Here is a 19,967-nt window from a genome sequence, read left to right as displayed (position 1 = left end):
AAACGGACGAGACCGTCCTGCCGACCGAACTCACCGCATAACCTCAAAACGAGATCACCGAATGGCCGTCGATACACCACTCCAGCGGACGTGACCGCGAACGCAGGCGTGTTCGTGCTTGCAAGGAGTCCCGTAGGGGCGCCCGCAGGTGCCCAACTCGACTTTGCGAAGCGGAAACGACCACCGCTCCCGCACGCGTGTCAGATCGCTGACAGTCACGGAATGCCCCACCGTTGCGACCGCCAGCAGGCCACGCAGGTGGCCTTCTATCCGTGGGATGTCGGCGGGGCCCAGCGGGCGGGGCTGTCCGGGGCCTGGCACTGGCTGCGCGCGGAGCCAGTGCCACCTCCTGCTGCACCGGTAGCGACAGCGGAATGTGCGACAGGCCGAACCGGGTTTCCGAAGGGCAGGTAGGCCGAGGTCACATGCGAGCGGGGCCCTATGCCGCAGTACCGAGGTCGGCTGTTCAGGCTGGCGCGCGGCCTCTCGTCGGAGCGTCCCCTGCGGCTGCGGCCTGTGGAGAGGAGGTCCCCGATGGCCAGGACCGCGGTCGTGCTGTCCGGCGGGGGCAGTCTGGGTGCCATCCAGGTGGGCATGCTGCGGGCGCTGGCCGACTACGGTGTCGTTCCCGACCTCCTGGTGGGCACGTCCGTGGGAGCGATCAACGGCGCCTACATCGCCGGGCATCCCGGGCGACCAGGGGTGGAGACGCTCGCCAGCCTCTGGCGGGCCGTGCGCCGCAGCCACATCTTCCCCGTTCAGCCCGTGCGCGGGCTGCTCGCGCTGACCGGACGGGGCAACCATCTCGTCGCCCCCGATGCCTTCCGTTCGTTGCTTGAGCAGCATGTGGGCTACAAGTGTCTGGAGGACGCCTCCTGCCCCCTGTGCCTAGTTGCAGCCGAGGTCACCACCGGCAGGCAGACGGTGCTCTCCCAGGGCCCGGTGGTCGACGCGGTGATGGCGAGCGCCGCGGTACCCGGTGTCTTTCCTCCGGTGCGGATCGGGCACCGGGACCTGATGGACGGCGGGGTGGCGAACAACACGCCGATCTCGGTCGCCGTGGAGGCCGGAGCGCAGACGGTGTATGTGCTGCACGCCGGCTATGCCTGCGCGCTGGACGCGGCGCCCCGGTCGGCCCTGGGTATGGCCCTGCATGCGCTCACGCTGATTCTGCAGCAGCGCCTGCTGGTCGATGTCGCCAGACACCGCTCCTCGGCGCACCTGCGGGTGGCACCGCCGCTGTGCCCGCTGGGCATCTCCCCGGCCGACTTCAGCCACAACCGCGAACTCATCACCCGCGCCCACGACAGTACCCGCAAGTGGCTCGCTGACGGGGCGCCCAGTGATCCGCGGTTCCTTCAGGTGCACGAGCATCAGTGATGCATCTGTGGTGCCTCTGCCGGCTGCCGATAGCGGGGTGCGGGCACACACGCTCAGGAGGTGGTCCGATGGAATCGGGCCCGTCTCGATCGACCGCAGGCGGGTGGCCGGAGCGCCGCGATGGGTACGCCCCGCTGCGGGAGTACGCGGCGATCGGGGACGGCCGCACCGTCGCGCTCGTGGCCCGGGACGGCGCCGTGGACTGGTTGCCGGTACCGGATCTGGACTCCGCCACGGTGTTCGCCGCCGTTCTCGACAGCCGTCGCGGGGGCAGCTGCACCCTGCGGCCGACCGTGCCCTGTGCGGTGGGCCGCCGCTACCTGCCGGGCACCAATGTGCTGGAGACCACTTTCTCCACCGCTCGGGGCACGGTCCGGGTCACCGATGCGATGACGGTGCCGGACGCACATCTGACGCCCCTGCGGGAGTTGCAGCGCCGCATCGAGGGGCTGTCGGGGAGCGTGCCGATGTGCTGGAGCGTGACGCCGCGCTTCGGCTTCGGCAGCCGCCCGGCGCGCATCCGCACCCGGGCGGGGGTGCCCGTGGTCTCCTGCGGGGCGGACGCGCTCGCGGTCTGCACCTGGCAGGCAGGCCGACCGCAATGCACACCGTCGGCGATCAGCGGCCGCTTCGACACCCGGCCCGGGTCCCGCTCGCTGATCGCCCTGCCCTTTGCCCACGAAGAGCCGCTGGTCTTCCCGGCGCGTGCCGAGTGTGAGGCGCGCCTGGACCAAACCTCCGCCGCCTGGCGCCGCTGGCTGGGCGAGCGCACCTGCGGCGGGCCGTGGCAGGAGGCGGTCCAGCGCAGCGCCCTGGCGCTGGAGCTGCTGGTCTTCGCCCCCTCAGGCGCGATCGCGGCGGCGGCCACATCCTCGCTGCCCGAGCAGTTGGGCGGGATCCGCAACTGGGACTACCGGTTCTCCTGGATCCGGGACTCCGCCTTCACCCTGGGCGCGTTCCTCCAGCTGGGCTGCCCCCGCGAGGCGCAGGCCTACTTCTGGTGGCTGATGCACGCAACCCAGCTCACCCACCCGCGCCTGCGCGTCCTCTACCGGCTCGACGGCGGGGCCCGCGCGCCCGAGCGCACGCTGCCGCTGCAGGGCTACCGGGGATCGGCGCCTGCCAGGACCGGCAACGCCGCCGCCGGCCAGCTGCAGCTGGACACCTACGGCGAGCTGCTGCAGACCGCGTGGCTGTACGCACAGGCCGCAGGGCAGCTGGACTCCGACATCGCCCACCGGATCGCCGGGATGGCCGACCTGGTGTGCCGGCTGTGGCGGGCGCCGGACGCGGGGATCTGGGAGGTCCGCAGCCGCCCCCTGCACTTCACCCAGTCCAAGATGATGTGCTGGGTGGCCCTGGACCGCGCCGTGCGCCTGGCCGACCGGCGGCTCATTCACACGCGCCGCGCCGCCCGCTGGCGGCAGGAACGCCAGGCGGTCAGGGACTTCATCGAGACCCGCTGCTTCAACGAGGACAGGCACACCTACGTCCGCGCGGCCGACAGCGCGGAGGTGGACGCCGGCCTGCTGCTCGGCTACGCCCACCCTGACGAGTCACGGATGCGCGGCACGGTCGAGGCCGTCCGCCGCGAGCTGGCCCACGGCCCGTTCGTCCACCGCTACAGCGGCGACGACGGCCTGCCCGGCCGCGAGGGCGCGTTTCTGGCCTGCTCCTTCTGGCTCACCGAGGCCCTGGCACGCTGCGGCCAACGCGCGGAGGCCGCCGACCTGATGGACCAGCTGATCGCGCTGGCCAACGACGTCGGCCTGTACAGCGAGGAGATCGACCCGGCCGACGGCGCGTTCCTGGGCAACCTGCCACAGGCCCTCAGCCACCTGGCACTGATCAGCGCCGCCTGCGCCCTCACCGAACGGAAGCAGCGATGAGTGCGACAGCAGCGCTCGCAGGCGGGCTGGTCGGCACCCTGGTCCTCACCACCATGCTGCGGGCGGCGAGCCAGTTCAGGCTCACCCGCATCGACCTGCCCTTCCTGCTCGGCAGCGCCTTCACCGCCGACCGCACCCGCGCCAAGGCCCTCGGTTACCTGCTGCACTTCGCCCTCGGGCAGCTCTTCGCCCTCGGCTACTACGCCCTGTTCCTCGCCCTGGGCCACAGCAGTTGGTGGCTGGGGATGCTGTTCGGGCTCGCCCACGGCATGTTCGCCGGCACCGCACTGGTCAACATCCTCATTCCCCTGGTCCACCCCCGTATGGGCACCCCCTTCACCAGCGCCCCCGAGGTGGCGCTGCTGGAGCCTCCCGGCTTCCTCATGCTCAACTACGGCCTCGCCACCCCGATCGTCAGCCTCGCCGCTCACCTCGCCTACGGTGCCCTCATCGGCGCCTTCACTTCCCTCGCCGCATAACCCCAAGAACCGGGGGGAGCGCCGGCCGCAGGCGGCGTGCTGGTGATCCAGCCGGTCACCTGACCGCGCCTGCGGTGCCGCGGCCGTGTGACGCGCTCACGCGAACGGTGCGGGGGAGACGAGAGGGAGGAATGCGAACGACGGGTCGGCGGGTTCCCTGCCCGCGAAGGAACGGCCCGGTGCGGACGACGAGACGGAGACGGCGTTCGAGACGTACGCGCTGACCGAAAGGGAGGTGCCGCGGGTCGCGACGACAGCCACGCGTCTGGCTGCCGGCCGTCCTGCGCGGGGTGACGAGTGCTCGGCCGAGACGTCCTCAGTCGACCCTGGCCGCCATGCTCGGTCTGCGTCGCCCGACCCTGAACCGGATCCTGAAGGGCTTCGAGCAGGACGGACTCGTACGGGTCGGCTACCGGCACGTCGACCTGCTCGACCCGGAACGGCTTCGTCTGCGTGCCCAGGGAGGTGCCTGACCGCGGACTCCCCGCCGTCTCGGCGACTTCGACGCCCTAGGAGGCGTGGGGTGGATGCGGGCCCCCCGGGACCGGCACCCCAGAAACCCGGGCGGCCGAGACAGGGCGCGCTGCCGGTCAGGGTGCGGAGACCACTTTGGCCGCGGTCACGGGAGGGAGCGTGGCGTATGCGGCGGTGACTTCGTCGACCTGCTGGTAGCCGGTGCGCAGGAGGAAGGTGCTGAGGCGGCCGTAGGACTTGGCGCCCAGGATGAAGAAGTCCGGTTCGGGGGTGCGGAGCTGGTCGATGCCGGGGGTGGGCTGGGCGAGGCAGTCGGTGCTCGCGCCGGTGGCGGCGAGGAGCGCGGCGGAGAGGTTCATGGGGGCGCCGGTGGCGTAGCACTCGTGAACCTGGAGCTGGCGGTAGAGCGTGGGATCGCCCGTGTAGCCGGTCAGGGACACGATGTGATCGGCCGACACCGCGCGGGGGCCTGCGGTGGTGGCCAGGCGGACACGGATGCGGTCGTCGTCGGCTTGGAGTGACTGGACGTGGGCGCCCGTGTGGACGGTGACGCGGTCGCAGCCGCCGTCGACCAGGGCTTGCGAGGCGTCGACGAGTTCCTGGCGCGCGGGCAGCGCGTCGTCGGGGATCGCACCCCAGTCGGGGGCCGGGCTACGCACTGCCCAGACCAGCCGGGTGCCGGGAAGGGCGGCGAGGTCGCGGGCGGCGGTCTGGGCGGACTTCCCGGCGCCGATGAGGAGGACGGTGCCGCGCCAGCGGGTGGGGTCTGCGGTGTCGGGGATGGTGCGGGTGATGCGGTGGTTCAGGGCGCGTTCGCCGGGGGCGGGGATGCCGCCGTCACCGAGGGTGTTGGGGTGGGCGTAGGTGCCGGTGCAGTCCAGGACGAGGGTGGCTTCGGCGGTGTCCTCGCCGTCCGGGGTGTCCAGCAGCAGGGTGAAGGGGGCGGCGGCGCGCACGCCGGTGCCGATCTGCTCGTGTTTCAGGAGGCCGGTGCGGGCGATGCCTGCGACGCGAGTGCGGTAGCGGATCCGGTCGGCCAGGGCGGGGAGTTCGGCGAGTGGTTGCAGGAGGTGGGTGACGAGTTCGGTGCCGGTGGGGCAGGTGTCGTCCGTCGGTACGTCGGTGAAGTGGGCGCGCATTCGGTGGGAGGCGTTCAGTTCCCAGGGGGTGAACAGGCGGACGTGGCCCCAGGCGCGGACGTGTGCGCCGGCGGCGTCCGCGGCTTCGTAGACGGTGAACGGCCATCCGGCGTCGGCGCAGGCGAGGGCGGCGTCGAGGCCGACGGGGCCGGCGCCGAGGATCGCGACGTGCGGGGTGGCGGGCATGGGCGGGGGTCCTCTCGGGGCGGTCGTCAGATGGCGCAGTGGACGGGGCGGGGCAGGCTGCCGTCGGCGAGGCGGGCGGCGAAGAAGTGCTCGGTCACCAACTGCTTGCCCCGCTCCAGCGGGGTACCGGGGGGAGCGATGTACATGTCGGGGCTGGTGGCGGTGTCGGCGCCGGCCGGGTGCCAGTGCAGGCCGTCGGCGGTCACGGTGAGCTCAGGGACGGAAGTGTCCTCGCCGATCTCGATGCCGGTGTCGGCGAAGCCGCGGCGCAGCAGGGGACGTACGGCGAAGTGGTCGGCGGGAAGGCCGAGTTCGGCCAGTAGGGCGGCTACGGCGGGGATCTCACCGGTGTTCTCCGGGGTTTCGGTGAGCGCGACGCGCGGGGGCAGGCCGAGGTCGATGAGGTGGCGGATGCCGTCCATGGTGCGCTGCCAGGAGCCGGGGCCGCGGTGCAGGTCGTGGGTGGCCGCTGTAGCGCCGTCGAGGGAGGTCTGGACGGTGAGCTTGCGGTCGGCGAGGTCGGCCAGGCCGTTGGCGCGGCGGCCGCGCAGCAGCATGGCGTTGGTCATGACCACGGTGGGCAGCTGGGCGGAGGCGTAGTCGAGCAGTTGGACGATGTCGGGGTGAAGGAAGGGCTCGCCACCGGTGACGTACAGCTCGGTGAAGCCGGATGCGACGGCCTCGTCGACCAGGCTCCGGAATTCTTCCACGGACAGCGAGCGTGGGGCGGCCTTGGGGGAGGAGGCGACGGCGCAGTAGTCGCAGGCCAGGTTGCAGTGGAAGTTGGTGTAGAGCCACAGCCGGGACGGGAAGTAGGGGCTGCCGAACAGCGGGACCACGGGACGGTCTTCGTCCAGAGCCGCGGGCTCGGTGCCGCCCCAGCCGTCGTCGGCGGGGCTGAAGGCGGTCGGCAGCGTGGAGCGGTACAGGTGGTAGCGGCCGCGGGCGCGCTCGTACGGCGGCAGGACTTCCAGGCAGGTGGTCCACCAGCCGGTCTCGATGGTCTCCACGAACACCTCGGGCAGGCCGGCGGCCCGCATGGAGGCGGCCTGGGCCTGCCAGTCGTAGGCCAGTGGTACCAGTTCGGCGCTCGCGCGCCCCTCGTCCAGGTCGAGCAGGGCGTACCAGACGCCCTGCTGCCCGTCGTTGGCGGGTTTGCCCAGGACGCCGACGTTGACGGTGAGGGTGTCGCCGGTCCGGCGCTGCCAGGGCAGACCGCTGTGGGTGCACAGGATCACGTCCGCTCCGGAGGCCTCGAGCCGCAGCCGGTGCTGGTCCTCGGGCAGGGACTCCCACCAGAAGTCGTTCAGCGCGAGGGTGGAGCCGTGCACCATGTGCACGTCGCAGCCACCGATGGACTCGCGGCGCTCCGTGGGCAGTTCGCCCATCCAGGCGGCGAAGTCGCGGTTGGTGGTGGCGAGGGTGTGGTCGTAGATGAGCTGGGCGAACTCGTTGTCTTTCGGATCGCGGTAGCCGCAGCCGCAGTCGGTGTCGCCGCGGGCGATCGCCACGTCGTAGTTGCCGGCGAGGCAGGTGATGTCGTTGCCAGTCAGGATCGGCCAGAGGGCGTCGACCTCGGCGCCGAAGCCGCCCAGGTCGCCCAGGCAGTAAAGCCGTTCGGCGCCGCGGGCACGCGCGTCGTCGACGAAGGCCTGCAGGGCGTACGGGTTGCCGTAGGGGCCGCCGCATACTGCGATCCGCATGTCAGAGAACTCCAAGTTGGCTCGGGCTGGGTGGGGAACAGCTCGGTGAAGGTCGGGTAGGCGGAGGTCCAGGCGGCGGTGGCGAACGCGTTGGCGGTGATGAGCGCGAGCGTCACCCACAGCGCACTGCCGCTTGCCGTCGCCCAGGCGAGCAGCCCGACCCCGGCCGCGGCGAGTGCACAGGAGGCGGCCACCGTGCGGTGGCGGCCGTGCCGGTCGATGACCAGGGATATGGCCAGGCCGCCCACGAGGGCCCCGGCAGTGCCGACGATGAAGAAGAACGGCACCTGTGCGTGGTGGCACAGCAGTTCGCCGATCGCCCATCGAGGGTCCGGAGCCGGAGCCGGCGTACCCCCTTGGCATCGCTACCCGGCTCAGGAGTCGGCTCCGATCGCTCCTCCCGTGGTACGACCACGGCCTCCGCGTACCGGCCCCGGGAGGCCAGCCGGCGCGGAGACTCCGGGATGCGGCGGCGGAAGTACAGCACCACCAGCGCCAACAGGCCGCCGATGACGGCCGCCCAGAAGTTCATTACCACCGCACCGACCTTCCCGCGTGCGCGGGCGGGCAGCAACTCGGCGACAGGACGGCGTTCTGCTCGAAGACGGAGGCGTCGAGGTACTCGCCGAGCGGGCCGACCGCGCTGCCGAACAACTGGACGTCGAGCGAGTCGAAGAGCCAGCCGGCACCGAGCGCTACCAGGATCGTGTTGTGCAGTCCGTTCCATGGCAGGCGGTCCAGGCGGGCCGCCAGATCGGCGGGTATGCGAGTGTGCGGTGACGCTTTGTCGGCGGTCATGCGCTGGAAACCCGCTGACCACTGGTCGCCTTCCGGCTGCGCCGCGGGAGCCGGGGCGGGCCCGCCGCGTAGCGTCGGCGGATGCGTTCGGGGTCGACGCCGGCGAAGTACAGCAGCTTGAGGTACTGCATAAAGACGATCATCCGCCACACCCCATGCTCGACCAGGCGACGTGCCGAGGCCGTGGAGGTGGCCGGGAGGAAGGCCAGGGGCCCGCGGCGGTTGAGGCGGCGAGACATCTCCAGGTCTTCCATGAGGGCCAGGTCCGGGAAGCCGCCGAGTTCGTCGAAGTCCTTGCGACGGATGAACATGGCCTGGTCGCCGAAGATGTGCCGCAGGTGGCGGGCGCGCAGGTTGGAGGTGCGGGCGAGGTAGTTCAGTCCCGGGCTGCGGTGGTCGAAGCGCAGGGTCAGTCCGCCGCCGACCACATGCGGGTCGCACATCACCGCGCGGATCTGGGCGAGGGCAGCGTGGTGGATCTCGGTATCGGCGTGAATGAACCACAGCACCTCGCCGGTGCAGTGCCGCGCACCGGCGTTCATCTGCTTCGCGCGCCCTCGCTCGCTGTGCACGACCGTTGCGTGCAGGGAGGCGATCTCGACCGTGGCGTCGGTGGAGCCGCCGTCGACCACGACGAGTTCGCAGTCGGGGAAGTCCCGGCACAGCCGGCCCAATGCCGCCTGGATCGTGGCTTCCTCGTTCAGGACCGGGACCACGATCGACACGGACAGACGGGCGAACTCGCGGGATGTCACACGGCCTCCGTTCGCTTGAGCAGCGCCGCGACTCCTGGCGGCAGGGCCGGGTCGGCGAGGAGCACGTCGGCGTCCTCGGGCGTGTCCAGGTCGCGCAGCGGAGCGAGGAGCCGGGTGCGCAGTCCCGCCTCGTCGGCGCGCGTGAGCGTGGCGGCCAGCACCTTGTCCGTGCTCCACCACGCCGGGTCCAGGGCGAACAGCTCGGTGTGCGGGGCACGCAGGCCGATCAGGTAGTAGCCGCCGTCCAGCGCCGGGCCCAGCACTACGTCCGCGCTCTCCAGCGCACTGAGCGCGGCGGTCAGGTGATCCCGTGTCAGCGTGGGCGCATCGGTGCCGATCACCAGCAGGGGACCCGCGCCGTCGGCGAACGCGTCGGTGACGGCGGCGGTCAGTCGCTGCCCGAGGTCCCCGCCGCGCTGGACGAGCAGACGAACACCGGTCGGTGTCAGGCTGTACGGGCCTTCCGGGTTGTCCGGGCCGTTCTCCGACGTGTACGCCAGAAAGGTACGGAGTCCCTGCGCGGACGTCGTCTCCAGCGTGTGGCGGATGAGTTCGGCCTGCAGGCGGGCGCAGCCCGTGGGACCCAGCAGGGGATGCAGCCTGGTCTTGACCGTGCCGGGCCTGGGCGCCTTGGCCATGACCAGTACGGCGGGCGTACTGGGCGGCGTCATGAGTCGAACCGGTACACGAAGCCGGCGGGGGCCACCGCGCCCAGTTCCGGCACGGCGCGGGCGACCAGGTCGGCGAAGATCTGCTTGCTGGCCGCCATCCGCTCCAGCAGGGCCTCGACCGGCTCGGGTTCGGGGGCGACGCCGTTGGCGTAGTCGGTGACGAAGCCGACCAGGGCCAGGGGCAGTTCGGCCTCCCCGGCCAGTACGGCCTCCGGGCCGGCGGTCTGGCTGACGGCACTCACCCCGGCGGCCCGCAGGGCGGCGATCTCGCTGCGGCTGTTGAAGCGGGGGCCGTCCACGTGTCCGTACACGCCCTGTGCCACGACCGGCGTGCCGAGTTGTCCGGCGGCGTTGATCAGGCCCTGGCGCAGCGGCTCGCTGAACGGACGGTCGAAGATCCAGTGGCCGCGGCCAGGCTGACCCGGGGTGTCGTACCAGGTACACGGGGAGCCGTCGGGGAGCCGGTTGGAGGGGAAGTACAGGTCGTCGAAGACCACCAGCGAGCCGGGAGCGACCGCGGGGTCGACCGCCCCGCACACGGTGAGCGAGATCAGCGCGTCGACTCCCCGCGCCCGCAGCGCCGCCAGGTTGGCCTTGTGATCGACCTGGTGCGACAGGCGACGGTGGCCCCTGCCATGCCGGGACAGATGCACGACATCCGTCCCCTTCAGGTGCCCCTCGGTGACCTGGACCTCGCCGTGCTCGGTCGTGACGGTGCGGGCCGTCGCCCCTTCGAGGTGGGGCCAGTCGTAGCTGCCCGAGCCGGTGATGACGCCGATGCGCATCCGGAATCCTCCCCTTACTTCCTTGCTGACGTACGGACTTCGACGATGGGCAGCAGCCTGCGCAACTCGGCGTTCTCCACCGGGTCCAGGACCGAGTGCTGGACGCAGGCCGGGACCAGGGTGCCGTCCTCCGGGTGGGCCATGGAGTACTGGCAGGCGGCCAGCCGCTCCTGGGTCTCCCGTACCTTCGGGTCGTCGCTCGTCTCACCGCGCTGCATCAGCTCCCACGCCGGGGCTACGTCCTCGGCGTCCATGAACATGTGCATCACGAACGTCACCGGCCGGATGCGGAAGCCGTGGCGCAGCAGTCTTCCGACACCGACTCGGCGCACGGTGCGGGCCAGCCAGCCCAGCGCGACGGTGACGGTACCGGGGTGGCGGGCGATGACGCGGAGCAGTTTCATGGCGAGCAGGGCGGGCGGAGTCCCGGTGAAACTGACCTTGCCGAGATGGCGGAAGAACGCGTCGCGTACGGCGATGTCGCGTGGGTCGTCGCCGTCGAGGAACGGGAACCAGCGACGGCCGACGTAGCAGCCGTAGGCGGTGCGGTTGCAGCGCACGTCGCCGTTGTGGAAGACGTTGTAGTCGAGGCGGGTTCCGGCGCCGCGCTCGATCTCGGCCCACACCGCGTCCGGAGTGGCGGCCCGGTACTGCTCCTTCCAGCGGCGTTCGTCGCCGACGAAGGCGGCGGGCTGGAAGGAGAACATGCCGTATCCGGCGGCGTGGTTGGCGCGGATGACGTCGGCGATCTCGTCCAGGTTGCCGGGGGTGACGGTCATGTTGTGGGCGAGGAAGAACCGGACCCCGTGGTCGTGCCTGAGTTTGCGGAACATGGCCGCGAACTGTCGGCGGTAGGGGTTGAGGGCCCTTTCGTCGGCCGGACGTTCGATGCCGCGCCGCCCGTACATGAACTTGTCGAAGTGGGCGGCGAAGGACAGCCGGTCGAAGCGTTTCTTCCCGTCCGGGCCGAGGGCGAGCTGCTTGAGGTAGGCGTAGTCGAAGTCGCCGTGGGTGAAACTCATCGGTTCCCGGCCGTGCTCCCGCATGACCTCAAGGGTGGCGGCGTGATCGTCGGGCGGGAGCAGGCTCACCTCGCCGCCGATCAGCTGGGTGTGCGCCCGTGGGCCGCGGAGCTTGCGCAGCAGGCCCATCTGGGCGGCGACCTGCTCGCGGGTGTGGGAGCCGTCGACGCGCACGGCGTTGGCGTCGCGGGAGTGGTAGCAGGGGGTGCATTTCAGGTTGCACTTGGGGAAGACGCCGTGGGTGCCTTCGCAGCCCACCCCGTGCTGTCCGATGATCTGTGCCGGGGTCTTCACCCCGTCCGGGAGTTCGGCCCAGCGGCGTTGCATCGCCTCGGCGAATTCCGGGTCGTAGGGGCGGGTGGCGCGCTCCAGGGCACGCAGTCTCGCCACGAGTCCCATCAGTTCGCTTCCTGCTTTCCGTGTGTCGCGGTGGTGATCCGTGCGGGTATCGGGTGCTCGCGCGGGGCAAGGCCCCGGCTGTTCCCGCTCCCGCGCAGCAACAGCCAGGCGTACAGCAGCATCAGCGCGTCCTCGGCCAGGACCCACCAGCGCAACGGCTGGGACGCGTAGCGGCCGAAGCAGCCGCAGTTGTCCACGGTGAGTTCACGTGCGTACGCCTGCACGGCGAGGGCGGCCCAGACCGCGCTCACGCCGGTGAAGATCCACGCCGGTGTGCGGGACGTGGTGCGGGGCCGGGCCAGGAACCACACCCCCGCGATCGCCTCACCGGCGATCAGCAGGACGGCGAGGGCGGTGGAGCCGGCGCCGCTCGTCAGGTGATAGGCGTCGAGGATGCCGGGCATCGCGTCGAAGGACACGAGCTGGCCTGCGGCCATGGCCGTGAAGAGCGCCCCGAGGACGAGACGGAGAATCATCGCCGCGCCCTCCCGTGCAGGGCCATCAGGCCGCCAATCACGCTCCGGTGGCGGGCGAGGCGGTCGTGGACGTCCAGCAGCGCGGCGTGCCAGGGCCCGTCCGCGTAGGTCGGGTACGGGTGCACGGTCTTCGCGTACTGCGAGGGCGTCCAGCCCAGCCGTACGGCTGCCGCCAGATGGGCGATGGTCTCGCCGGCGCGCGGAGCGACCACTGTGGCTCCGACGATCCGGCCGCGCGGATCGAGCACCAGGGTGGTGAAGCCCTCGGTGCGGCCGTCGGCGACAGCGCGGTCAACCCGCTCGTGGTCGAGCGTCCGCACCTGCGCCCGGCTGCCGTACCGGGTCCGGGCCGTCTCAGCGGTGAGCCCCACCCGTGCGACCTCGGGATCGGTGAACGTCACCCAGGGAACCGCGGCGTAGTCGATCCGCCGCCGTACGCCCAGCAGCGCATCGGCGGCGGCAGATGCGCCCTGCGTTCCGCCCAGGTGGGTGAACGCCGACCGCCCCGTCACATCCCCGGCGGCGTAGACGCGCGGGTTACTCGTCCGCAGCCGGCCGTCCACCCGCACGTTTCCGCGCTCGTCCACCTTCACCCCGGCCGCTTCCAGCCCGAGCCCGGTGGTGTTGGCACGACGACCGGTCACCGCCAGCAGCACGTCGTACGGCAGCGGGCCGCCCGCGCCGTGCACCATGCCGTCGGCCACCTTCTCCGCGCGGTAGTCGGTCACGACGGTGACGCCCTCCGCCTCCAGGCGTTCCTGTACCACCTGCGAGGCCCGTGGTTCCTCACGCGGCAGCAGCCTCTCCAGCGCCTCCACCACCGTCACTCGCGAACCGAGACGGGCGAAGGCCTGGCCGAGCTCGCAGCCGACCGGGCCGCCGCCCAGCACGACCAGGCGGCCTGGGAGTTCGGTCAGATCCCAGACGCTGTCGCTGGTCAGCGGGTCGGCTTCGGCGAGGCCCGGCACGGGCACCAGGGCAGGGGCGGACCCGGTCGCGATCACCGCGTACCGGAAGGTGACTTCCCGCTCGCCCGCGGTGAGGGTACGCGGCCCGGTGAAGACTGCCGGGCCGTACGCCACCTCCACGCCGAGCGGCTGCAGTTCCTCGGCCGAGTCGTGCGGCTCGATCGCCGCGATCGCTCCCTTCACGTGCCCCATCACCGCCGCCAGATCCGCCGGACCCGAGTCAGCAGCGAGACCGTAGGCTCCGGCGCGGCGCGCGGCCTGCACCTCGGCGGCCACGTGCAGGAGTGCCTTGCTGGGCACGCACCCGGTCCACAGACAGTCCCCGCCCAGCCGGTCCCGCTCCACCAGCAGAACGCGGGCCCCGAACCGCCCCGCAGTCCGCGCGGCCGTCAGCCCGGCGCTGCCGCCGCCGATGACCACCAGGTCGTACGCGCTCATTGGACTGCCTCACTCGCCCTTCCTGTACATACCCGCACCTCTGCCGCACCAGCGGTACGGGAACCCGCCCAGGTGGCCGATCCCTTCCCTTCGGGTACGACTATTCGCGACGAGCACCGAGGCTGCGCGAAGGGCGTCGGCGCGGCGTGTCCCGAAGGACCGGCCGTCCGGGGGAATGAGCGGGACCGCTCAACGGGTTTCCGGCACCCGACCAGCCGGTCCTCAAGGGCCGCCCGATGAATCATGGAGAGAGATGACGCTCGACATCGCCGCACCCACCGCTGAATCCCCCGTCACGGAGTCGGTGAAGGAGTACTACGGCAGGGTGCTCGCGTCCTCCGCGGACCTGAAGACCTCGGCGTGCTGTACGGCCGATGCCCCGCCGCCGCACATCGCCGCCGCGCTGGGCCGGGTGCACGAGGAGGTCCTGGACCGCTTCTACGGCTGCGGCTCGCCGATCCCACCGGCCCTGGAGGGGGCCACCGTGCTGGACCTGGGCTGCGGCAGCGGGCGCGACGCGTACGTGCTGGCCCAACTGGTCGGGCCGACCGGCCGGGTCATCGGCGTCGACATGACCGACGAGCAACTGGCCGTCGCCCGGCGCCACATGGACTGGCACGCGGAGCGGTTCGGCTACGCCAACGTGGAGTTCCGCCAGGGCTACATCGAGGACCTGGCCGCCGCCGGCATCGAGGACGCCTCGGTCGACGTGGTCGTCTCCAACTGCGTGGTCAACCTGTCCCCGGACAAGCCGCGCGTCCTCGCCGAGATCTTCCGCGTTCTCAGGCTCGGCGGCGAGCTGTACTTCTCCGACATCTTCGCCGACCGCCGCCTGCCCGCCACGCTTTTCGGCGACCCGGTCCTGGTCGGCGAATGCCTCGCCGGAGCCCTCTACACCGAGGACTTCCGCCGCCTGCTGGGGCGCACCGGCTGCCCCGACGCCCGTACGGTGGCCACCTCACCGGTGACGCTCGACGACCCGGAGATCGAGCGGAAGATCGGCTTCGCCGCCTTCACCTCGCGGACCGTGCGCGCCTTCAACCTGCCGCTGGAGGACCGCTGCGAGGACTACGGCCAGGTCGCCGTCTACCACGGCACCGTCCCGGAGCACCCGCACGCCTTCGACCTTGACGACCACCACCGCTTCCACACCGGCAAGCCGATGCTGGTCTGCGGCAACACCGCCGACATGCTCTCCGCCACCCGCTACGCCCCCCACTTCACCGTCACCGGCAACAAGTCCTCCCACTTCGGCCTGTTCCCGTGCGCCCCCGCCGAGCAGACCGGCACGCAGGAGTCCGGCACGAGCGGTGCCTGCTGCTGAGCGGCATGGGGCACCCGGCGCCTGCGCGAGACGACAGGGAGCCGCGTGATGATCTATCGCGCCACGTGGAACGGCCAGGTGATCGCCGAGAGCGCCGACATCTTCAGCGTCGACGGCTACCACTCCTTCCCGCCCGACTCCGTGCGCCGGCAGTACCTCGTCCCCGGCAGCACCTTGAGCACCTGCCAGTGGAAGGGGCGGGCGAGCGACTTCACCCTCGCCGTGGACGGCCGGGAAAACCGGGACGCGGCCTGGTGCTACGCCGAACCGCTGCCTGCCGCGGAGCCGATCCGCGGGTACATCGCGTTCTGGCGTGGCGTGCGAGTTCAGCGGGTCCGAGGCGGCGTGACGCGTCGCTGCTGAGCCGGATCGTCGCGAGATTCCGGGGATGACACCACTCCCCCCGGTTGGCGGCCTGGTCAGCCGCCGATTGGTGGGGCAGTGCGGGCGACGTGGTCGGCGAAGCGGCGTATCCGGACCTCGGCCAGCGAGGTAGGTGCCCGGTGCGGATGGCCGTGCACCGATGCCTTGATGAGCCGCAGGGCGAGCAGCTCGCCGCTGCACGTCCAGCAGCAGGCCACATGGGCCGCGACGCGGGTGTGCCGCGCACCGGTCAGCTGCCCGTCCGCGTACGCGCCGACCGCGCCGCGCAGCCGGAGGTGGCGCAGCCTCTCGCGGCACTCCGCCCACAACCGGCACGACTTGGAGGCACTCAGCTTCGTCATGCACCGGAAACCCGCGTTACGACGTACCTCATTCCGTGGAATGCTCCGGTTGGCCCGGGGGGTTTCCAGTCCGTGGGAGACACAGTGGCGCAGCCGCCGGAGGTGCGGGACAAGGCGTTCGCGGAGTTCGTGCTGCCCGAGGTGGAAGTCTTGCTGCGGGTGGCGATGACGCTGACCGCGCAGCCCGCCGACGCCGAGGATCTGGTGCAGGAGACGCTGCTGCGTGCCTACAGGGCGATCGACCGGTTCGACGGCGAGCACCCCCGCGCCTGGCTGCTCACCATCATGCGCCGCGCGGAGATCAACCGGCACCGGCGCCGTAGGCCCCACCTGCTCGACGACCCCGACGCCGACCTGGACCGGCTGACCGCGGGCGACACAGTGGCCTCGCCGGAGGAGGTGGTGGTCGGCGAGGGCTTCGACGAGGTGGTCGGCGCCGCGCTGGCCGCCCTGCCCGACAAGCACCGGCAGGTCGTCCGCTTGGTGGACATCGGCGGGCTGAGCTACGCGGAGGCCGCCGAGGTGCTCGACGTACCCGAGGGGACCGTGATGAGCCGACTGCACCGGGCCCGCAAGCGGATAAGGACGCAGCTGGCGGCGGCCGGGGTCGCGCCGAAGCCGAAGAGGAGCAGGATGTGATCGGGCGCCGGGGCGGGGCGGCACATCGCCCCATGACCTGCAGGGAAGTGGCCCGGGCGCTGCAGGCCTGTCTCGACGGCGAGGCGGACGAGGTGACTGCCCGCCGGGTCGCCACGCACGTGGAGGACTGCCGCCGCTGCGGTCTCGAGACGGCCGTCTATCGGGAGATCAAAAACTCACTGGCCCGTCAGGAGGTGCCGGACGAGAAAGCGATGGCACGACTGCGCGACTTCGGCAGTGCCCTGCTCACGGCAGGGCCACCCGAGGCGTACGACGAGGCGGCCGGACTCGGCGGAGGGCGGTGACCGCGCGACAGCCGTCGGTGCCTCCGGGCGGTAGGACCTCACCGCCTCGGCCGGCCCGGACCCGCCCCCTTGCAAACATCCCCCACGCCGAGGCCCGGAGCCCTCTGCCGTGCACACCTCTGGGAGAGCCTGGAGCGGGTCACACCACCGTTGGGTGAACCGGCACGGAATTCCGCGATGTCGCCGTCGTCGGCCACATTCTGGCCCTTGTCGTCGGGCATACCCGAGGCCTTGCCATCGGGAGAGAGACGCCGGATCGCGTGGTCGGCGGCCCGGCGCCGTCCGCTCGCCGACCACCGGCAAGCTGACGCGCGCGGCTCGGAGTCTGCGCGGTGGCGCACCACCTGAGGTGCGTGCTCGGAGGCGGTCGTCAGAACCTGGCGGGCCGACGGGTTGACCATGGCCCGGCCGGCGACGGTCACGGTGGGCACGGTCTCGACGAGCAGAACGGGCAGCCCGGCCGCCAGTAGACCCACCACGCCCTCGTCCGCCGCACTCATCACGATCACCACTTTCTGTACGAGTCCGGCATGATTCCACTTCCTGTCCGCCCCTCCGGGCCTTCCGGCCGGGGAAATCGGAGACGCGGTCCCGGATCCCCGTCAGTCGACCCCGACGTCCGCGGTCCCTCCTTCGCCGTCCGCGGTGCGTTCCCGGGCGCGGACACGGCGCGCTGCCCACCCGCCGCCGACCGCGAGCACGGTGAGAGCCGCAAGTGCCCCCCAGAAAGCGGGCGATGACGGATCGTCGAGCGTTCCGCCCAACCCGACGTAGGCCACGGTGCCGGGAACGATGCCGATCGCCGTGGCCGTCAGATACGGCAGGAACCGGACGCCCATGACCCCGGTCGCGTAGTTGACCAGCGCGAACGGGAACAGCGGGACCAGCCTGAGCAGCAGCACGGCAGTGAAGCCCCGCCGGGACACCAGCGCGTCCAGCCGTGCGAGCCGTCCGTCGCCGGTCCACCGGGCCACCGCGGGACGACCCAGCCACCGGGCCAGGGCGAACGACAGCGCCGCCCCGCCGGTGGCGCCGACCAGCACTGTGACCGTGCCGGTCAGCACACCGAACAATGCCCCGGCGGACGCGGTCAGTACGGCGCCCGGCGCGAGCGCCGCCACGGCCAGCGCGTACAGCACCGCGAAGGCCACAGGCGCCCACACCCCCCACGAGACACCCGGGCCCGCGCCTCGTCCAGCAACTGGCCGCCACCGGTCAGCATCACCGCACCGAGCAGGGCGAGCAGCAGGAGCAGCAGTCCGGCCCGTAGCGCGGCGCGGCTGGGAGAGCGCGCTTCGTGACTGTCGGCGCCGTGGTCGGACGCCTCCTGCCGCACGGAGGCGGTGGAGGAGGAAGCGAGGGGCGGTTGCGGCGATGTGAGCACGGGTTCGAAACCCGGTTCCCGGTCTCTGTATTTCCACGGGGGTGTGGAAGAGGTGGTTGGCGTAGTTGCTGATCGTCTTGACCGAGACCGCCAGCAGGATCTGCAGGATGTCCGATTCCGTGTAGCCCGCCGCGAGGAAGGCGTCCGTCTGGGCGGCAGTGGGCAGACCCCGGCTCTCGACCATGGCGGTGGCGAACGTCGACAGCGCGTCCAGGCGGCCGTCGGGAAGCGGCTTGCCGTCGCGGATGGCGTCGGTGACCTCGGCGGGGACCTCGCTCATGTCGGCGATGGTGCTGTGGGCGGCCACGCAGTAGGTGCAGCCGTTGACTCGGCTGAAGGTCAGCAGGATTACTGCCTGCTCGGCCGGCGTGAATCCGGATTCGGAGCGGAAGGCGCTGTAGCCGTTCAGGTAGGCGTCCAGCAGGCCCGGCACGTCGGTCATCCGGGCGTACATGTTGGGGATCATCCCGGTCTGCGCCCTGGCTTTGGCCAGCACCTCGGCGACGGCGGGGTCCGGGTCGGCCTCGGTGCGGACGGGGAGGGACAGCGGACGCTCGGAGTGGGCCATGAGGGAACTCCTCACGTGCGGTGGCGGACGCCGTCGCTCATTCGACCTGGACGCGGCCACGGCGACGGCACTGCGCGCGCTGTGGGCGAAGGGATACGAGGCGACGACGGTCGAAGACCTGGTGGAGGCCACCGGGCTCGCCCCGCCCAGCCTCTATGCCGCATTCGGCAGCAAACGCGGGGTGCTCCAGGCGGCACTGGCCCGCTACGACCGGGACCGTGACGACCTTCTGGGCCCCCTGGAGCGGGGCGCAGCGGGGCTGGACGACTTGCGCCGCTTCCTGAACCGTATTCGCCAGGGCGTGACCGAGCCCGGCAGCCCCGGCTGCTTCATGGTCAACACCGCGACCGAGGTGGCCCCCCCCGCGACGAGCGGATCGCCGAACATGCCCACCGCTACCGTGAGCGCGTGCGCGACGCCGTTGCCGCCGCGCTCGGCCGGGCAGCCGACCGCGCGGAGCTTCCAGCCATGGGGGCCGAGGAGATTCTGGGCGGAGCGCGGCTGCTCCAGGCTGCCCCGTACGGGACCGGATAGGGGGCCTGGCCGGCCCGCTCGTCGGCGCACCACCGTGAGACGCGGGCACATCCGGTCCAGGGCTCTTCGCCATGTCCTGCCTGCGGTTGGCCGGCGCCCCGCGGTCATGTCACGCGAGAGGAGAGATGGCAACTTCCTCCTCTGCCGACCGCGATCCGCTGGAAAGGAGGAAGTCGAGCACATCGCACTCGAATGGCCGAGCCCGGCGGCACACCTTCCCACGTCATATTACGGTTAAAACCCGGTATTCCCCATTGGGGTCATCCGGCCGCGGCGAAGGAGAAGGCCTGCACGGGAGTGGCAGGCCGTCATTTCTCCTCGTCTGTCCTCGTCTTGGGAGGCAGGAGAGCATCATGAAAATCGGCAAGCGGCGAATACGGCATGGCGTTCTGGCCACATGCGGCGCCATTCTGGCGTTCTTGACCATCAGCGGCGGTGGGCCTCCCGGGGGCGGGCAAGGCGACCCCCAGGAGCAGGACCGGCCTTCGCCCGTGGCGCCGAGAGGTGACACGCCTCGGAAGGAGTCCGGCCCTGGGGAAGGTCGCATCCTCCGGTTGGAGGCAAACGTGCAGACCGGCGAAGAACTGGACCTGGGCGCACCAGGCCGCAGCATCGGCGACCAGTTCGTCTTCAGAGGCAGTCTGTCGCCGGCCGATGAACCCGATCGCGTCATCGGCCGCTTCAGCGAGTTCTGTGTCATCAGCGACCTGGAACGTAACGCCGGACCGTGCATGCTGACCGCGGTGCTCGAAGGGGGACAGATCGCGGTCCAGGGTGAGCAGGACGGAATTCCGACGCCGACTTCGGCGACCAACGCGATTACCGGCGGCACCGGGAAGTTCCGCAAAGCGCAGGGTGAGATGACGCTGGAGGTCCTGTCGGCGGCGACTTGGGTCATCACGTTCCAACTGGCCGACCGCTGACCG

The 19,967-nt window shown here is 71.3% G+C and carries 24 protein-coding genes and 1 pseudogene; 11 read left to right on the top strand and 14 right to left on the bottom strand.

Features of this window, described 5'->3' with window-relative positions:
• The first annotated feature begins 534 nt into the window (after nucleotides 1–534).
• From ADL12_RS20210 to ADL12_RS20200, 3 genes are all read left to right on the top strand, one after another.
• Nucleotides 535–1,380: a patatin-like phospholipase family protein gene (locus tag ADL12_RS20210; protein ID WP_062704059.1), complete on the top strand. Its 846-nt coding sequence runs from the start codon at nucleotides 535–537 to the stop codon at nucleotides 1,378–1,380.
• A 68-nt stretch (nucleotides 1,381–1,448) separates the two neighbouring features.
• Nucleotides 1,449–3,269 (top strand): glycoside hydrolase family 15 protein, encoded by a 1,821-nt coding sequence (locus tag ADL12_RS20205; protein WP_062704058.1) that lies wholly within the window; start codon nucleotides 1,449–1,451, stop codon nucleotides 3,267–3,269.
• A complete protein-coding gene (locus tag ADL12_RS20200; RefSeq protein ID WP_062704057.1) occupies nucleotides 3,266–3,748 on the top strand; it encodes a hypothetical protein in 483 nt (160 codons plus the stop codon). The genes ADL12_RS20205 and ADL12_RS20200 overlap by 4 nt, the downstream gene beginning before the upstream one ends.
• 96 nt (nucleotides 3,749–3,844) lie before the next feature.
• Here ADL12_RS20200 and ADL12_RS54085 read toward each other — a convergent pair whose 3' ends face one another.
• Nucleotides 3,845–4,009 carry a hypothetical protein gene (locus ADL12_RS54085; RefSeq protein ID WP_159053217.1) on the bottom strand — a complete coding sequence of 55 codons (165 nt, stop codon included), beginning with the start codon at nucleotides 4,007–4,009 and terminating at the stop codon, nucleotides 3,845–3,847.
• A 29-nt stretch (nucleotides 4,010–4,038) separates the two neighbouring features.
• Between ADL12_RS54085 and ADL12_RS50640 the strand changes: the two genes are divergently transcribed.
• Nucleotides 4,039–4,221 (top strand): helix-turn-helix domain-containing protein, encoded by a 183-nt coding sequence (locus ADL12_RS50640; protein WP_279617152.1) that lies wholly within the window; start codon nucleotides 4,039–4,041, stop codon nucleotides 4,219–4,221.
• Nucleotides 4,222–4,338: 117 nt separating this feature from the next.
• On the opposite strand, the gene ADL12_RS20195 is transcribed toward ADL12_RS50640, so the two are convergent.
• The 10 genes from ADL12_RS20195 to ADL12_RS20155 form a co-directional block, all read right to left on the bottom strand.
• The gene (locus tag ADL12_RS20195; protein WP_062704056.1) at nucleotides 4,339–5,547 is read right to left on the bottom strand and encodes an NAD(P)-binding domain-containing protein; all 1,209 of its coding nucleotides are present in this window, start codon (nucleotides 5,545–5,547) and stop codon (nucleotides 4,339–4,341) included.
• Nucleotides 5,548–5,573: 26 nt separating this feature from the next.
• Nucleotides 5,574–7,205: a radical SAM protein gene (locus ADL12_RS20190; RefSeq protein ID WP_244187977.1), complete on the bottom strand. Its 1,632-nt coding sequence runs from the start codon at nucleotides 7,203–7,205 to the stop codon at nucleotides 5,574–5,576.
• On the bottom strand, nucleotides 7,097–7,537 hold the full coding sequence (locus tag ADL12_RS56570) for an MFS transporter (RefSeq protein WP_244187973.1): 441 nt from the start codon (nucleotides 7,535–7,537) through the stop codon (nucleotides 7,097–7,099). Before ADL12_RS56570 ends, ADL12_RS20190 begins: the two co-directional genes overlap by 109 nt.
• A 244-nt stretch (nucleotides 7,538–7,781) precedes the next feature.
• Complete coding sequence (locus tag ADL12_RS20185) at nucleotides 7,782–8,048, bottom strand: hypothetical protein (RefSeq protein WP_062704054.1); 267 nt, start codon at nucleotides 8,046–8,048, stop codon at nucleotides 7,782–7,784.
• Nucleotides 8,045–8,803: a TIGR04283 family arsenosugar biosynthesis glycosyltransferase gene (locus ADL12_RS20180; protein ID WP_062704053.1), complete on the bottom strand. Its 759-nt coding sequence runs from the start codon at nucleotides 8,801–8,803 to the stop codon at nucleotides 8,045–8,047. Before ADL12_RS20180 ends, ADL12_RS20185 begins: the two co-directional genes overlap by 4 nt.
• Nucleotides 8,800–9,474, bottom strand: coding sequence for a TIGR04282 family arsenosugar biosynthesis glycosyltransferase (locus tag ADL12_RS20175; protein ID WP_079052157.1), 675 nt, complete (start codon nucleotides 9,472–9,474; stop codon nucleotides 8,800–8,802). Before ADL12_RS20175 ends, ADL12_RS20180 begins: the two co-directional genes overlap by 4 nt.
• Nucleotides 9,471–10,259: an MTAP family purine nucleoside phosphorylase gene (locus ADL12_RS20170; RefSeq protein ID WP_062704051.1), complete on the bottom strand. Its 789-nt coding sequence runs from the start codon at nucleotides 10,257–10,259 to the stop codon at nucleotides 9,471–9,473. The genes ADL12_RS20175 and ADL12_RS20170 overlap by 4 nt, the downstream gene beginning before the upstream one ends.
• 14 nt (nucleotides 10,260–10,273) lie before the next feature.
• Entirely contained in the window at nucleotides 10,274–11,680 is a 1,407-nt protein-coding gene (locus ADL12_RS20165; RefSeq protein WP_062704050.1) for a hypothetical protein, read from the bottom strand.
• Nucleotides 11,680–12,156 carry a MauE/DoxX family redox-associated membrane protein gene (locus ADL12_RS20160; RefSeq protein WP_063806697.1) on the bottom strand — a complete coding sequence of 159 codons (477 nt, stop codon included), beginning with the start codon at nucleotides 12,154–12,156 and terminating at the stop codon, nucleotides 11,680–11,682. Before ADL12_RS20160 ends, ADL12_RS20165 begins: the two co-directional genes overlap by 1 nt.
• Nucleotides 12,153–13,562, bottom strand: a complete 1,410-nt coding sequence (locus ADL12_RS20155) for a dihydrolipoyl dehydrogenase family protein (protein ID WP_062704049.1) — start codon at nucleotides 13,560–13,562, stop codon at nucleotides 12,153–12,155. The genes ADL12_RS20160 and ADL12_RS20155 overlap by 4 nt, the downstream gene beginning before the upstream one ends.
• A gap of 253 nt (nucleotides 13,563–13,815) precedes the next feature.
• Between ADL12_RS20155 and ADL12_RS20150 the strand changes: the two genes are divergently transcribed.
• Both ADL12_RS20150 and ADL12_RS20145 read left to right on the top strand, forming a co-directional pair.
• Nucleotides 13,816–14,886 (top strand): methyltransferase domain-containing protein, encoded by a 1,071-nt coding sequence (locus ADL12_RS20150; protein ID WP_062704048.1) that lies wholly within the window; start codon nucleotides 13,816–13,818, stop codon nucleotides 14,884–14,886.
• A 48-nt stretch (nucleotides 14,887–14,934) separates the two neighbouring features.
• Nucleotides 14,935–15,249 (top strand): DUF427 domain-containing protein, encoded by a 315-nt coding sequence (locus tag ADL12_RS20145; RefSeq protein ID WP_244187972.1) that lies wholly within the window; start codon nucleotides 14,935–14,937, stop codon nucleotides 15,247–15,249.
• A gap of 56 nt (nucleotides 15,250–15,305) precedes the next feature.
• Here the strand turns inward: ADL12_RS20145 and ADL12_RS20140 are convergent, their stop codons facing one another.
• The gene (locus ADL12_RS20140; protein WP_062704047.1) at nucleotides 15,306–15,611 is read right to left on the bottom strand and encodes an anti-sigma factor family protein; all 306 of its coding nucleotides are present in this window, start codon (nucleotides 15,609–15,611) and stop codon (nucleotides 15,306–15,308) included.
• 72 nt (nucleotides 15,612–15,683) lie between these two features.
• On the opposite strand from ADL12_RS20140, the gene ADL12_RS20135 reads away from it, so the two are divergent.
• On the top strand, nucleotides 15,684–16,250 hold the full coding sequence (locus ADL12_RS20135) for an RNA polymerase sigma factor (RefSeq protein WP_244187971.1): 567 nt from the start codon (nucleotides 15,684–15,686) through the stop codon (nucleotides 16,248–16,250).
• 32 nt (nucleotides 16,251–16,282) lie between these two features.
• Nucleotides 16,283–16,555 carry an anti-sigma factor family protein gene (locus ADL12_RS20130; RefSeq protein ID WP_062704045.1) on the top strand — a complete coding sequence of 91 codons (273 nt, stop codon included), beginning with the start codon at nucleotides 16,283–16,285 and terminating at the stop codon, nucleotides 16,553–16,555.
• Between the two features lie 38 nt (nucleotides 16,556–16,593).
• Here the strand turns inward: ADL12_RS20130 and ADL12_RS20125 are convergent, their stop codons facing one another.
• Both ADL12_RS20125 and ADL12_RS56565 read right to left on the bottom strand, forming a co-directional pair.
• A complete protein-coding gene (locus ADL12_RS20125) occupies nucleotides 16,594–17,055 on the bottom strand; it encodes a hypothetical protein (RefSeq protein WP_159053216.1) in 462 nt (153 codons plus the stop codon).
• 102 nt (nucleotides 17,056–17,157) lie between these two features.
• On the bottom strand, nucleotides 17,158–18,507 hold the full coding sequence (locus tag ADL12_RS56565; protein WP_244187970.1) for a VTT domain-containing protein: 1,350 nt from the start codon (nucleotides 18,505–18,507) through the stop codon (nucleotides 17,158–17,160).
• On the opposite strand from ADL12_RS56565, the pseudogene ADL12_RS58115 reads away from it, so the two are divergent.
• The 3 genes and pseudogenes from ADL12_RS58115 to ADL12_RS54080 form a co-directional block, all read left to right on the top strand.
• Nucleotides 18,392–18,643: pseudogene (locus ADL12_RS58115) on the top strand (hypothetical protein); the annotation flags it as partial. The gene ADL12_RS56565 and the pseudogene ADL12_RS58115 overlap by 116 nt on opposite strands.
• 272 nt (nucleotides 18,644–18,915) lie before the next feature.
• Nucleotides 18,916–19,041 (top strand): hypothetical protein, encoded by a 126-nt coding sequence (locus ADL12_RS57725; RefSeq protein WP_279617155.1) that lies wholly within the window; start codon nucleotides 18,916–18,918, stop codon nucleotides 19,039–19,041.
• 566 nt (nucleotides 19,042–19,607) lie between these two features.
• Nucleotides 19,608–19,964 carry a dirigent protein gene (locus tag ADL12_RS54080; RefSeq protein ID WP_062704043.1) on the top strand — a complete coding sequence of 119 codons (357 nt, stop codon included), beginning with the start codon at nucleotides 19,608–19,610 and terminating at the stop codon, nucleotides 19,962–19,964.
• Nucleotides 19,965–19,967 lie beyond the last annotated feature (3 nt).

The sequence above is a fragment of the Streptomyces regalis genome, assembly GCF_001509475.1.
Lineage (GTDB): Bacteria > Actinomycetota > Actinomycetes > Streptomycetales > Streptomycetaceae > Streptomyces > Streptomyces regalis.
This window is presented reverse-complemented; position numbering and strand designations above follow the sequence as displayed.

Bases quoted from the DNA above. Each gene is read 5' to 3' on its own strand.
- ADL12_RS20210 (WP_062704059.1), top strand. From the start codon at position 535: ATGGCCAGGACCGCGGTCGTGCTGTCCGGCGGGGGCAGTCTGGGTGCC.
- ADL12_RS20205 (WP_062704058.1), top strand. From the start codon at position 1,449: ATGGAATCGGGCCCGTCTCGATCGACCGCAGGCGGGTGGCCGGAGCGC.
- ADL12_RS20200 (WP_062704057.1), top strand. From the start codon at position 3,266: ATGAGTGCGACAGCAGCGCTCGCAGGCGGGCTGGTCGGCACCCTGGTC.
- ADL12_RS20195 (WP_062704056.1), bottom strand. From the start codon at position 5,547: ATGCCCGCCACCCCGCACGTCGCGATCCTCGGCGCCGGCCCCGTCGGC.
- ADL12_RS20185 (WP_062704054.1), bottom strand. From the start codon at position 8,048: ATGACCGCCGACAAAGCGTCACCGCACACTCGCATACCCGCCGATCTG.
- ADL12_RS20175 (WP_079052157.1), bottom strand. From the start codon at position 9,474: ATGACGCCGCCCAGTACGCCCGCCGTACTGGTCATGGCCAAGGCGCCC.
- ADL12_RS20170 (WP_062704051.1), bottom strand. From the start codon at position 10,259: ATGCGCATCGGCGTCATCACCGGCTCGGGCAGCTACGACTGGCCCCAC.
- ADL12_RS20165 (WP_062704050.1), bottom strand. From the start codon at position 11,680: ATGGGACTCGTGGCGAGACTGCGTGCCCTGGAGCGCGCCACCCGCCCC.
- ADL12_RS20160 (WP_063806697.1), bottom strand. From the start codon at position 12,156: ATGATTCTCCGTCTCGTCCTCGGGGCGCTCTTCACGGCCATGGCCGCA.
- ADL12_RS20155 (WP_062704049.1), bottom strand. From the start codon at position 13,562: ATGAGCGCGTACGACCTGGTGGTCATCGGCGGCGGCAGCGCCGGGCTG.
- ADL12_RS20150 (WP_062704048.1), top strand. From the start codon at position 13,816: ATGACGCTCGACATCGCCGCACCCACCGCTGAATCCCCCGTCACGGAG.
- ADL12_RS20145 (WP_244187972.1), top strand. From the start codon at position 14,935: ATGATCTATCGCGCCACGTGGAACGGCCAGGTGATCGCCGAGAGCGCC.
- ADL12_RS20140 (WP_062704047.1), bottom strand. From the start codon at position 15,611: ATGACGAAGCTGAGTGCCTCCAAGTCGTGCCGGTTGTGGGCGGAGTGC.
- ADL12_RS20130 (WP_062704045.1), top strand. From the start codon at position 16,283: ATGACCTGCAGGGAAGTGGCCCGGGCGCTGCAGGCCTGTCTCGACGGC.
- ADL12_RS20125 (WP_159053216.1), bottom strand. From the start codon at position 17,055: ATGAGTGCGGCGGACGAGGGCGTGGTGGGTCTACTGGCGGCCGGGCTG.
- ADL12_RS56565 (WP_244187970.1), bottom strand. From the start codon at position 18,507: ATGGCCCACTCCGAGCGTCCGCTGTCCCTCCCCGTCCGCACCGAGGCC.